This is a genomic window from Paenibacillus aceris (assembly GCF_017874035.1).
GTDB classification, from domain to species: Bacteria; Bacillota; Bacilli; order Paenibacillales; family NBRC-103111; genus Paenibacillus_E; species Paenibacillus_E aceris.
Genome location: NZ_JAGGKV010000015.1, coordinates 16911 through 29698 on the forward strand (window position 1 = coordinate 16911; position 12788 = coordinate 29698).

Consider the following 12788-nt stretch of genomic DNA (forward strand, 5'->3'; position numbering starts at 1 on the left):
TCCTTTTGAACCCCGTTTTTTTACATGATTTCGCGAAAAATTCACACATTTTTTTGCAAACTTATTTGGATTCATACCGAGTCATTTTTATCCGATATTGCTTAGGTGTATCACCCGTATATTCTTTGAATAATTTGCAAAAGTACCCTTCATTTACAATCCCTACTTCCTCGCACAATTCCAATATAGAATAATCCTGAACATTTAACAGCTCGAGAGCCAATTGAATTTTTTTACGGTTGATGTAGCTGATAACGCCTTCGTTCATTGTTTTTTTGAATAAGCTGCTAAAATACGATGGAGCTAAATTCACATCCTCGGCAATAGCCTCCAACGTTAAACGCTGTTTCAGGTTTTTCTCTATAAACCGCATGGCACTCATGATTTCTGCACGATGTAAAAGTTGACCAGCGTGTACGTATTCGAATGTGAAATCACTAATATAGGCAAGCTGCTCCCGAAATGCCATGAATTCGATGGGAAACTCTGCTACATCCTTGGTCAATGTGTTCCCTGATTTAAATTTCACAGTAATGTCTCTATACAAGTCTCTAAGCATAGGTGCCATGATGGACTTATGGATTTTATAATCCGTGACAAATTGGTTTAAATCAGCAAATTCTTTTTCCAACTCTTCCTTGGAAACCTTTCTAGGCACCCATGCAAGAAAATCAACAAGTTTCTGCTGAAAGTCCTCTCTTCTGTCATTACGGTAATGGAACCGATGCGCGGGTGTTTTGACTACTTTCTCTGCATGATAATAGAAATCCTCACTCACATTTTGAGCTTCCGCGTAAGCTTGTTTGATGGATTCCCAGCCTCGATGCGGACCACCAAAAGCGACGGAAACCCTTTGATTCAAATATTGATGCAAATGGGAGACAAGCTGACTCCCCAAAGTCTGGCAAGCATACTCCGTATCCATATCACTGCGATTATTTTCCCAGGAAAGAAAGCCAATAAAACGATTATCGGAGAGATCCGTAGCTACCCCCCTGCCACAATTCATCACCGTCTCTTCGATAACATTTGTAATTGCATATTTCAAGATGTTTTGGTCAACCGCTGAATATTCATGACGAAAACTTTCATACAGATTCATTTCAACAATAAAGCAGCAATAGTTGGCTTGAAAGAAATGGAACTGCATGCGATTGGCGAAATCGGATGCCCGATGAGAAGGGATTTCGCCTCTGATCAGCTCGTTAAAAAATTGCTTACGAACTCTATATTTATTTTCAAGAACGGATACGTTTAAAGATTGAAATTCCTCTTCTTTTTTCTTAACCTCATCCCAAATTCCGGCTGCCTTATCCAAAGCTCGCTCCAAATCCGCTTCCCTGAGCGGAACCTTAACAATGTACTCCAATACGTTGGCATGAATAGCTCTTTGCGCGTACTCAAAAGACGAATAGGCAGTCAAAAGAATGTATTGGGTATGGGGCAGCTCCGGCTTTAACTGCTCAATCATGGAAATTCCATCCATTCGCGGCATAACGATATCGGTTATTACGATATCCGGCTTAAGCCGTAAGATCTCCTCGATCCCCTTCTGCCCATTATTCGCTTTGCCTACCAAATGGAATCGCCCTTCCTTATGGGAGAGCTCGCTAAAAAACAGTTCCAATCTTTGGATGATTAAATCTTCATCATCAACAATGAAGCAGGTGTAGTCTCTCACCATCATACATCTCCTTTAAACATACCTGCTGGGAATATTGCGCGGACACGGGTTATTTCATTCGGAATGCTAATGATTTGCAGCCCAAACTGTGCTCCGTAGTGAAGTCTTATTCGACCATGAATATTGTTTAACCCAATTCTTTTCCTTTTTAGCTCTAGATCACTCGGTTCTGAATCTAAAATATGCTTTATTCGATCCGTTGGAATTCCCTCGCCTTGATCAACGACTTCTATCATGACGATACCGCCCTGCTCGTATGCTTGAATAGTAATCGAACCTTCGATTCCCCCTCCGTTATAGCCATGGAAGATACTATTCTCCACAATGGGCTGCAGAAGCATTCGAAATACGGGGAAATCCATTAATCCATCTTCGATATTCTCAATCAAGTGGAAGTGCCTGTTATAACGGATGTTCTGAATTGCGATATAGTCCGCTACATTTAGCAATTCCTGACGTAGTGAAACCTTCTCCGAAGCGTCGGCTATCCCGTATTCCAATATTGAAATGAGCGATCCGATCACCACATCTACTTTCTCTATTTGTCCCAGGCGTATAACATTGCTAATAGATCCAAGCGTGTTATACAAAAAATGAGGATTTATTTGCGATTGCAGTACTTGGATCTCCAGCTTCCGCTCAAGTTCATTATGAAGCTCTGCTCGCCGAATCAGTTCCACAATTTGTTGCAGCATACGGTCGAAGGCTCGGGAAAGGTCGCCGAATTCATCATTTCGGTTCATCGTCATTGTCGTTGTCAGATCGCCTTGCTCCACCCGTTTCATTTTTATTTTGAGCGCATAGAGTGGATTCCTTATATATTTGGCAATAAAAAAGGAAATGAACAGACTTAATAGAAGACCGGCAACCAGAAGCCCAATATAATAGGTTTCCAATCTGGACAACGCAGCTTCCAAGCGAGATTCATCGTTGATCGAGATGATAGACCAATTGAATTTCTCTGTCGATTTCTTCAAAATGGAGACCGGCATGCCATACTTGGTATGCAGTTGAAGGCTCGTTCCCGTAGTATCAAGAATTTGTTCCGCCGACGTTTCTCCGATTGAAAACGTATGATCTTGAATATTAGGGGTCCTCTATTTTCCGAAAATCCGGCAATAATTTTACCCGTTGTGGTGATCAGAGCCAGATTCATTTGTTCTTTTTTATTAATCTTGAACAAGGTTTCTTCAATGGCATTAAGATCCAAATCTACTGCAATGGCCATAGGAAACGGAGAGTCGTTCAGATATCGAACCATCGTAACTGTCCAGCCGGAATACTTAGATTTATAAGGATCACTGACAAATGTAGTCCGTCTGTTCTTGTCGACCGCATCAAACAAAGGTTTTCTGTCAGATAAAGGTTCATCGAAAATTCGCGTGGGCGTACTTCCGCCTAGAATGGATAAATCGCTCTTGATTAAGTAAATGTTACTGACGTAATTACTATTGAGCTCATACAGCTCTCTTAATTGCTTTTTAATCACTTCCGTATTGTTAATGTTTGCTTTCACCGATGTTTCGACCGAGAACAAAATTGTCTGGAAAGAGGAAAAATTAACCGTTAAATACTGGTCAACTTTATCCAATATTTGATTTGTATAATATATGTCATTGGTTCTTATTTCCTTTTGGACATAGCGATAGGACAATTGGCTTACTAAGATTATGCAGCTTAATACAAACGCAAACACGATAAAAAATAATTTTAAAGGCAAGCTGATTCTTCTTCGCATCGGTCATCTTCCTTTTAATTCTGTATTAAACTAAGAATAGCATAGGACAACAAAGAGAGGGGCAATTTATCGCCACTCTCTTTGTTTATTTACTTGATTAAGCCTGCTTCTTTAAATTGCTTAACCGCTGTATCCTTATATGTTTGCATATCAAACTTGGTATCCAATGTTTTGAGGAATTGATCCCAGTTCGTAAGAGGGTCTTTGCCCGACATAAATTTGACTAAGCTTTCATTAATGAAACGTGTGCGGTCAGCTGCCAAGGTATCGCTAGGGTCTGCAGTCAATAAATTTCCGGGTAAAGTAAGACCTACATATTGCTGATTGTTCGTGAACGCTTCTGTCGTCTTCGGATTCTGGAAGCTGAAGTACTCGGCATCATCGCCTCGGCGCGGCATTCTATAATGATCGACCCATAGGTACTTTTCTTTCATTTCCTTGGATAATTCAGAGGTTTTATTTTTGATCTTGCCGTCTACGACATCCCAATGAATCCCTTTAATTCCGTATGCAAAATTCGGATAGGCTTCTTTGTCCGTAAAGAGATATTCCAGCATAGACAAGATCCGAATGATTTTTTCCTTGTCCGCTTTCTTGGAAATGGCCCATGAATTGCCTTGGAACGATTTTCTCTCCACGATTTGATCACCGTAAGGCCCTTTCATTGGAGGAATGACGATCCATTCCGGAATCTCTCCGCCGATTTCTTTCATCTTCTGCTGATAATCTGGTTCCAATCTGCGGGCATCTCTAATCATGAAGCCAACTTTACCTTTAAATAACTTTTGGTCTAACAAATCTGGTGTATTCATCGTCACCCAGTCGGGGTCGACAACTTTCGCTGTCATCATTTTATTGATGTAAGCGAGCGCCTCTTTCATTTTGGGATCGATAAAAAGGAATACCGGTTTATTGTCTTTCACTTCAATGGCTGAAGGCGGATTAACGCCGAACATCCACATCAGGCTATCGAAGCCGTAGGTTTGTAGATTGCCTTCTTTATTCATACCGCCTATGAATCCGTACGTATCGTTTTTGCCGTTTCCGTCCGGGTCTTTCTCTGTAAAGGCTTTCATTACTTCGAACAGCTCATCAGGAGTTGTCGGCACTTTCATATTCAGCTTTTTCAGCCAATCGTTGCGGATAAAGAAGCTTCGACTGATCCCGTTTACATTATCATAACCCGGAACGCCAATGGTTTTTCCCAGATATGACGTCGCATCCCAAGAGTCTTTACCGAAACGCTTCTGCAACTCAGGAAATTGATCCAAGTAAGGCGTCAAATCCGCAAGAACACCTTGATCATAATATTGCGCGAGATCGGCCCGACTTTTCAAGAAGAGCAAATCTGGAATATCCCCGCCTGCAATGAGCGTGTTCAGTTTGGTTGTTGCTTGCCCAGCTTGAGGAATCATCATATCCAAGTCGATGTTCATTGCCTTTTCCAACATTTGGCGTTGAATATCTTCATCACGTGGAGGTATCGGAGCGGCAGCATTGAAAGTACCTTGGTTAAACATCGAGATTTTCATTTTGTTCGCAAACTTGTTAGCCTCGGATTGAGGGCTGCTCGAAGCTTTCGGTTTAACTTCTTCTGCGTCCCCACATCCTGACAATAGCGTTCCCAGCCCTACTATAGCAGCCAGAACAGTAAATGAAATCTTTTTACGTTGCATATTGACCTCTCCTTTTGCATGTATATATATTATCACGGTGTCCCCGCAACAACCTAGGTAGGAATTGCCTTTTAACCTTTAATCGATCCCATGAGCACACCCTTAGTAAAATGCTTTTGCATAAATGGATAAACGATCAAAATAGGAACCGTAGTCACGACGACAGCAGCCATTTGCACAGCGAACTTGCTAACCGTACCGGAATTGGCAATCGAATCAGCGCTTTGTGTTGCGACGTTAAGCAGAATGTTGCGCAAGACAACTTGAAGCGGCATTAAGTTCGAATCATTCAAGTAAACAATAGCATCGAAATAACTGTTCCAATGCCCCACTGCGTAAAATAAAGAAATTGTGGCAAGGACGGGTAAGGACAGGGGTAAAATGATCCTCCATAGCGACTGAAGTTCACTTGCGCCATCTACCCTCGCCGATTCCTCGATTTCAGCAGGCAATTGCTCGAAAAAGCCTTTAATGATCACCAGATTAAATGCACTAATAAGATGCGGAATAATCAATACCCACGGACTGTTTAGCAATCCCAGTGAGCGGATTAACAAATAAGTCGGAATTAATCCTCCGCCAAACATCATGGTAAACACAATGAATATTAAAAATGAGCTTCGTCCCGGCAAATATTTTTTGGACAACGGGTAAGCCGCTATTATCGTAAAAAACACATTTAGCGCAGTGCCTACAATCGTTCGAAACAAAGTAATTTTATACGCCTGCCCTATACCATGAGAAATGAATACTTCTTTATAGGCTACAAGGGTAAAGGATTCTGGTATAATAACAATTCCTTTTCTTAACACTTCCGATTCTGGCGTCACGGAAACAGCAACCACATATAGAAAGGGAAGCAAACAAAGTAGGGATAGCACAATAAGAATCATATAAACGGCTGCTTGCCATACTTTCTCCCCGATTGTCAGATTAATCATACGAAAACCACCTCACCAAATTTGCCCATCGAATTTTTTAGCGAGCTTGTTCGCAGCCAAAACTAAAACAAATCCGATGACAGCTTTAAATAATCCCACAGCAGTAGCCAAGCCAATCTTAAGTCGCTCCAACCCTTCACGGTATACCCACGTGTCGATAATATCGATCTTCTCCTGGTTAAAGCTGTTAGCAAACATGAATATTTGGTCAAAGCCAGCATCCAGAATATGGCTTAATTTAAGGATCAGCATCAGAATAATAACTCCTCGAATGCCGGGTAATGTGACATGCCATAGCTGTCTCCACTTGGAAGCGCCATCAATTCGAGCCGCTTCATATAAGCTTGGATCGATTCCTGCTAATGCGGCAAGGTATAATATCGCTCCCCATCCAATATCCTTCCATATTTCAGATAAGATGATCAGAAGTCTGCCCCAAGCAGGTTCCGTTAGAAAAGATATGGGCCCAACACCATTTTCCTTCAAAATCATATTAAAAAGGCCATCACCTGGGGCTAATAATGCCACCATCAGTCCATAAACAATGACCCATGACAGAAAATGGGGCAAATATGTGATCGTTTGTACGATTTTCTTAAACCATTGGGTATAAACTTCATTGAGAAGCAAAGCTAGTACGATGGGAGCGGAGAAACCGAACAATAACTTATACAGCGATATGATAATCGTATTTCTCATGATGTCCCAGAAATAAACACCGTTAATAAAATCTTTAAAGTTTTTCAATCCCACCCATGGGCTATCCCATAGTCCCAAAGCCAGGTTATAGTTTTTAAAAGCAATAATGATTCCCGCCATAGGAATGTATTTGAATACTGCAAAGTAAACTAATGCCGGGAATAAAAGAGCATACATCACTTTATACTTTTGTATCGTTCTTATCCATGAATTCCGCTTTTTGGGGAGGGGAATGGCGTCCGCTGCCAATTTCGCTTGCATATCATCACCTCGTCTTTATTTATATTTGTATAATAGCATCCCCCTATTGGATAAATTTCTGTAATTTCAAGAATTTCTTATAAGATATTAAGTAAGTACGGCCTTGCACAATTCCAATACAATCAGCATAAAAAAACGGACAGAGTGAGAGCAACCGTTTCTAGGTGCTTTCACTTGTCCGCAATCAGGAGAAGGATTGGGTTTGGCTGCTGCTTGATCACACCACTGGGGATAGGAGGACGCACTTTGATACTTTCATCATCCCTTTGTGGCCTGCAACGAGAACGTAAGTGGAATATCGTTGGTGGAGTCTTTCCATCGCCATCGCCCCTCTTCGCTCTGCACCATGAACGGGAAACGTCGGTTGCTCCCATGGGAGAACTCATGAAGATAGTCCAAGCGCAAGCCGGCAGCGATCAAGGCGTTCAGGATATCACTGAAACTAAAACTCCAGGAATACTCGACGCTCCGCTGATTGGCCGCAGGATCGGAAAATGGCAGTAAACCCTCGATCCGAATGGGTTGCTCCGTATGAAAGTATGGGTAGCGCGTGTGCAAATCCGTTACATCGGCAGAATCATCAAAGACATTGAGAAACGGATGCTCCTCCTGAAGGTACAAGATGCCTCCTGGTTTGAGGAAATGCGCGATGATCTTCGCCCACTGACCCAGATCGGAGAGCCAAAACAAGACACCGCCTGTCGTATAGATAATATCGAACTTATCTTCGAGTACCTGAGGCAACTTATAGATATCTGTGCACATAAAACGCGCGCCTAAACCTGTTTCCTGAGTTAAACGCTCGGCGAGCGCGATTGCATCCTCGGAAAAATCTACCCCGGTAACGTGAGCACCAAGACGAGCCCAGGAGAGCGTATCCAAACCAAAATGGCATTGGAGGTGCAGCATCGACTTACCCGCTACATCGTTCAGTTCCTCGAGTTCAATCGGATTCAGAGTAGATTTGCCTACTTTGAACCCAGCGATATCGTATCTGGCGGCATTGACGGCAGTGCGGGCGTTCCAATGCACGCGGTTACTTTTCGTATAATCAGTCATGGTCTATTCACCTCGTCTCTTAGAATGGACTTCCATATTATACCATGTCGTGGTAATTAATCCTCCTCCCTATTTTTTGTTAGCTGCAAAATTAAAATCACAGTAGTACTCCCTTTGCAGACCTTTGTTTTCACCAGAGTCCATTATTTATTACCAATTATATGTTTCCACATATTGGAACTATCCTGTTAAGGTTTAATGTATTGAAATGCCTGTATCAAGCGTATTCACTTATACAAGCATGATCCCTGAATATTTTGCATATAAAGTACGACAGTGAAAGGTCGCAAATGTATGAAGCAGAACTGTTATTTCATTGCATATGGATTATTTTAGAGGAGCGTTTTTATGACCAAACCATGGTTTTATCGGCTTCTATTCTCTTATCTGCCTGTATTTTTCATGATCACTTCTGTACTCATAGTGCTTATTATTCTTTCGATCAGCCAATTGTCCAAAAAAGAAGCTGAAAATGCAAATAAAACGTATGCTTTACATATCATGCAGTCGGTTGACTATACCTTGAAGACGATAGATGAATATGTGATCAAGGAATTGCAGACAAATCAGCGGATTGACCAGTTTTTTGACAACAGATTTGAAGGAAATCCCTATTACTCCGCTTATGAAGTCACAGAATTGATTCGGGGCATGATGAACTACAACAAGTTTATTGATTCGGTTTATTTCTACCGGGTTTCCGATCAAATGGTCATTAGTCCAAACACGATGATAACAGCAGACCGTTTCGGCGATAAAGCCTTTATCGAAGAGATGATAAAGAGCCCTTCTAAGTATCAGCTGACAAATCAGCGGATCTTTAAAGAATTTACTGAGATTGATCAACGTAAGGTTGTCATTTCGTTAGTACGAAAGATTCCTCTGTTATCCGGGCAAAAAGGCATCATTGTTGTCAATATCAGTTTGGATTCTATTGTAGGAATGGTCGGTGAAATGTCCAATTCAAAGATCAGCTTCATCAAAGTATATGATCCCGAAGGCAACCAGCTGATGGCTTCCGGAAACGCAGATGGAGCTGTAGGATCTAGGAAAAGAGGATCTGAGCTGACTCGTATCCATTCCAATTATACAAACTGGGAATACCGCAGTGGTCTCAACGATGAGTATTTATTTACCTTCACCTCTGTCTTCTCTTATGTATGGATCGGAATGGGACTGGTTATGGTTGTTCTTGGCGGGGTCTGGATGACCTATGTGACACATCGTAATTATCAGCCGATTAAGTTGATTATGTCCCGAATCCATGCATATTCCAAACTGAAGTCAATGGGTATGGAGGGTAAGAAAAAAGACGAGTTCCAGTATATTGATCGAGTCATAAGCAATCTCATGGAGTTATCCAGCCGCTATGAGAAGCAGCATGAGGAAGATATCGTATTCAGACAGAGGCACTTTTTCAAAGAATGGCTGGAGGGCAGTCGGGTGGTAGATGATGAAGAGTGGAAGGCCGAGATGAATCGGCTGGAATTGCCTTATGGCTTCGGTCAACTTGCTGCAGCAGTCATCGAGATGGATAAATATATGGAAGTAGTCCGAATGTTCTCTCAAAAGGATCAAGAACTGTTCAAATTTGTACTAAGCCGGATCGTTTATGAAACAGCTGACTTGCTTAGCCTGATTGTGTGGGCGGAATGGACGGCTACGCATAGGCTTAGTGTTGTGATATTTGCTGATGAGAATGTCAAAAACAGTGAGAAGCTCGCAGCCAATCTGTGCGAAAATGTTCGCTCCTGGGTCGCGCAGCATCTGCATTTTCGCATTACTCTGGGAGTCGGGCATGTGGTCGGACAAGTTCAGGAGCTTGTTCATTCCTACGAGGCTGCCACCCATGTTCTTCGCTTCAAATCGACCTTAGGGACGAATCGAGTTCTGTATCATTGGGAATCCGAAGCGTCCGCAGAGAAGGAAATGTATAAGCACTTGCCTATGATCAAATCACTTGCTCAGTGTTTTCGTTTGGGAGACAAGGGTTGGAAGCTGCACTTTGAGCAAATTTTCACCGAATTAAAAGTCGGGTTATTCTCATACGATGAGATCCGGAATCTCATGAATTATTTAGTTTATTATTTACACAGGGAAATGATGGAGCTCTCAGCTGAGCTGCGGGAGTTATGGCTAATCGTACTGCCCCAGCTGAACGACGCCATTGAACAGTTCGATACGATCGAAGAATTATATGCAGAGTGGTTTCACCTATTAGAAGAAGTGTCGCAGCGGATGGCTGGTATTCGTGAAGACAGAAGCACGCATGCAGTCATGAACCAGATTCGCACCTACATGGAGACGCACTATACAGATCCAGAGTTATCGCTTACCTCGCTTAGCGAGCAATTTCAGCTTCATGCCTCGCATGTCAGCCGCGCATTCAAAGAGGAGTTTGGCGAAAAATTCGTCGATTATCTCGTTAAGATCCGGATGGAACAAGCGCAGAAGCTGCTACAGAGCAGTCGTTACTCCGTCCAGGACATTGGGGTCAAGGTTGGATACACGCATGCTATATCGTTTATTCGTGCCTTCAAGAAATATACGGGCGTCACGCCTGGCGACTACCGGAAGTAATAATAATGCCATTTTTCAAGAAAAGTTTATTCGTTAATTGTTGTTTATTCACCTCGGTGTCAAATCCTCACAAGCCTTGTACAGCAAGGGATTTCAAAAGAGTTTATTCACTAATTCATGTATATTGAGAAAGATTGCACCTCTGAGGTACATTGATTCCATCGACGGCAAGGGACAAAAGATGGTTCAATTTATACACGAAAGAAGGTGAAAAAACGATGCCACATACACCGCTAGACAACATTCAATCAGCCCCCATGATTACTTCTCGAAGATTTACCCACCCTACTGCAAAGTCGCTGCAGCCCCGTCGTCGTTTCAAGCAAAATATGCCGCTGTTGATTATGTTTGTTCCGGTTATTGCTTACTTTATTATCTTTAGATATTTTCCAATACTAGGAAATATTATTGCCTTCAAGAACTATAACTTGATGGATGGCATATGGGGAAGCCCTTGGGTTGGCCTCAAGTATTTCAAGGCACTTTTCAGCCAACCCCAGACGCTGACTATCATCCGCAACACCGTCACATTGAGCTTATTAAGCATTGCCGCTGGATTTCCTTTTCCAATTATCATTGCCATCTTACTGAATGAAGTTCGCGCCATGCGGTTCAAAAAGATTGTGCAGACGCTGATCTATGTTCCTCACTTCTTTTCATGGGTCATTGTCGGAGGCATTGTCGTTACGATTTTCTCCCAGCAATCCGGTATCGTTAACAAGCTATTGGAGCTATGGACGGGTCACACCACTGCCTTCTTGTATCAGGAACATAGCTGGATAGCTATCTTCCTGGGTTCTGGGATTTGGAAGGAAGCCGGTTGGGGAGCGATCATCTATCTGGCGGCTCTTACCTCGATCGATACGCATCTGTACGAATCTGCCAGCATCGACGGAGCGTCCAAATGGAAGCAGATCTGGTATGTCACGCTGCCTGGCATTCGCAGCACAATTATTCTCATGCTGATTCTGAGTATGGGAAATGTCATGGAAGTCGGATTTGATCACGTGTACACGCTCCAAAATGCAGCCGTTTCGGATGTCTCGAATGTCATCAGCACCTATATCTATATCGTAGGCGTTCAGGGAGGACAGTACAGTTTAACTACGGCGGTTGGGTTGTTTGAATCTCTGGTCGGTTTCTTCTTCGTCGTCCTTGCAAATCAACTGGCCCGTAAATTCGATCAAGGACTGTGGTAAGAAAGGAGCCTCCCCCCTCATGAAACCAACATGGGATGAGAAAATCTTTTACACGCTCAATTATATGTTCCTTGGCCTTGCAGCTCTAAGCTGCGTGCTTCCCTTGATGCATATTATATCTTTATCACTGAGCAGCTATCAGGCGATTGTATCCGGGCATGTTACTCTCTGGCCGCAAGGCTGGACAATGGAAGCGTATAAGGCCTTATACACGGGCACGAATATAGTAAAAGCTTTCCGCAATAGCATCGTGATTACCGTTGTAGGCGTTGTGCTCAGCATGTGGTTTACCATCATGGCGGCTTACCCGTTAGCCAAGAAATATTTCTATGCGCGTCGTTTTTTTACATTGGCAATTGTATTTACCATGCTGTTCGGTACACCATTAATTCCTCTTTTCCTGATTGTGAAAAGTCTTGGCTTATTGGATACTTACGGCGCCATTTGGATGCCTGGACTGATCAACGCATTTAATCTGCTCGTGCTTCGGACCTTCTTTATGAACGTGCCTGAAGAGCTTGAAGAGGCAGCACGCATAGATGGTTGCGGCGAATGGCGACTTCTCACGCGGATCATTCTCCCTCTATCCCTCCCCGTTTTGGCAACGTTAACTTTATTTTATGGCGTTGGATATTGGAATTCCTTCTTACATGTACTTATTTTTATCAATGACAGCACTCGGATGAACTTGGCCGTTATGATTCAACAAATGGTCGCCAGCCAATCCATTCTTCAAGAGCTTAACTCCGTGAGACCGGATGATCTGCAGCAAATGACACCAGAATCCATCAAAGCGGCCGGCGTGATCGTACTCATTGTGCCTATGCTCATCGTCTATCCTTTCTTGCAGAAGTATTTTGTAAAAGGGGTTATGATCGGTGCGATTAAAGGATAAGACGAAAGACAACACAACCTAACTTGAGATGTTTTTGGAAACGAATTATCTAAGGG

Annotated in this window: 10 protein-coding genes; 3 read left to right on the plus strand and 7 right to left on the minus strand. The window is 42.7% G+C overall.

The window, feature by feature from the left end; genetic code table 11:
- Positions 1-61 precede the first annotated feature (61 nt).
- From J2Z65_RS23410 to J2Z65_RS23435, 7 genes are all read right to left on the minus strand, one after another.
- The gene (locus J2Z65_RS23410; RefSeq protein ID WP_244999167.1) at positions 62-1687 is read right to left on the minus strand and encodes a response regulator; all 1626 of its coding nucleotides are present in this window, start codon (positions 1685-1687) and stop codon (positions 62-64) included.
- The gene (locus J2Z65_RS35410; RefSeq protein ID WP_240159971.1) at positions 1684-2661 is read right to left on the minus strand and encodes a sensor histidine kinase; all 978 of its coding nucleotides are present in this window, start codon (positions 2659-2661) and stop codon (positions 1684-1686) included. The genes J2Z65_RS23410 and J2Z65_RS35410 overlap by 4 nt, the downstream gene beginning before the upstream one ends.
- Entirely contained in the window at positions 2658-3422 is a 765-nt protein-coding gene (locus J2Z65_RS35415; protein WP_244999168.1) for a PDC sensor domain-containing protein, read from the minus strand. The genes J2Z65_RS35410 and J2Z65_RS35415 overlap by 4 nt, the downstream gene beginning before the upstream one ends.
- Before the next feature lie 89 nt (positions 3423-3511).
- Positions 3512-5098 carry an extracellular solute-binding protein gene (locus tag J2Z65_RS23420; RefSeq protein ID WP_167065714.1) on the minus strand — a complete coding sequence of 529 codons (1587 nt, stop codon included), beginning with the start codon at positions 5096-5098 and terminating at the stop codon, positions 3512-3514.
- Between the two features lie 71 nt (positions 5099-5169).
- Positions 5170-6039, minus strand: a complete 870-nt coding sequence (locus J2Z65_RS23425) for a carbohydrate ABC transporter permease (RefSeq protein ID WP_167065712.1) — start codon at positions 6037-6039, stop codon at positions 5170-5172.
- 12 nt (positions 6040-6051) lie between these two features.
- Positions 6052-6999: an ABC transporter permease gene (locus J2Z65_RS23430; protein ID WP_167065710.1), complete on the minus strand. Its 948-nt coding sequence runs from the start codon at positions 6997-6999 to the stop codon at positions 6052-6054.
- A 258-nt stretch (positions 7000-7257) separates the two neighbouring features.
- Positions 7258-8058, minus strand: a complete 801-nt coding sequence (locus J2Z65_RS23435; protein WP_167065708.1) for a class I SAM-dependent methyltransferase — start codon at positions 8056-8058, stop codon at positions 7258-7260.
- Positions 8059-8406: 348 nt separating this feature from the next.
- Between J2Z65_RS23435 and J2Z65_RS23440 the strand changes: the two genes are divergently transcribed.
- The 3 genes from J2Z65_RS23440 (at position 8407) to J2Z65_RS23450 (ending at position 12732) form a co-directional block, all read left to right on the plus strand.
- Positions 8407-10638 carry an AraC family transcriptional regulator gene (locus tag J2Z65_RS23440; RefSeq protein WP_209856088.1) on the plus strand — a complete coding sequence of 744 codons (2232 nt, stop codon included), beginning with the start codon at positions 8407-8409 and terminating at the stop codon, positions 10636-10638.
- 257 nt (positions 10639-10895) lie between these two features.
- The gene (locus J2Z65_RS23445; protein ID WP_167065744.1) at positions 10896-11837 is read left to right on the plus strand and encodes an ABC transporter permease; all 942 of its coding nucleotides are present in this window, start codon (positions 10896-10898) and stop codon (positions 11835-11837) included.
- Positions 11838-11856: 19 nt separating this feature from the next.
- Entirely contained in the window at positions 11857-12732 is an 876-nt protein-coding gene (locus tag J2Z65_RS23450; protein WP_167065702.1) for a carbohydrate ABC transporter permease, read from the plus strand.
- Positions 12733-12788 lie beyond the last annotated feature (56 nt).

Excerpts from the sequence above, each read along its gene's own strand:
- J2Z65_RS23435 (WP_167065708.1), bottom strand. The coding sequence starts at position 8,058 with ATGACTGATTATACGAAAAGTAACCGCGTGCATTGGAACGCCCGCACT.
- J2Z65_RS35415 (WP_244999168.1), bottom strand. The coding sequence starts at position 3,422 with ATGCGAAGAAGAATCAGCTTGCCTTTAAAATTATTTTTTATCGTGTTT.
- J2Z65_RS23430 (WP_167065710.1), bottom strand. The coding sequence starts at position 6,999 with ATGCAAGCGAAATTGGCAGCGGACGCCATTCCCCTCCCCAAAAAGCGG.
- J2Z65_RS23425 (WP_167065712.1), bottom strand. The coding sequence starts at position 6,039 with ATGATTAATCTGACAATCGGGGAGAAAGTATGGCAAGCAGCCGTTTAT.
- J2Z65_RS23410 (WP_244999167.1), bottom strand. The coding sequence starts at position 1,687 with ATGATGGTGAGAGACTACACCTGCTTCATTGTTGATGATGAAGATTTA.
- J2Z65_RS23420 (WP_167065714.1), bottom strand. The coding sequence starts at position 5,098 with ATGCAACGTAAAAAGATTTCATTTACTGTTCTGGCTGCTATAGTAGGG.
- J2Z65_RS23450 (WP_167065702.1), top strand. The coding sequence starts at position 11,857 with ATGAAACCAACATGGGATGAGAAAATCTTTTACACGCTCAATTATATG.
- J2Z65_RS23440 (WP_209856088.1), top strand. The coding sequence starts at position 8,407 with ATGACCAAACCATGGTTTTATCGGCTTCTATTCTCTTATCTGCCTGTA.
- J2Z65_RS23445 (WP_167065744.1), top strand. The coding sequence starts at position 10,896 with ATGATTACTTCTCGAAGATTTACCCACCCTACTGCAAAGTCGCTGCAG.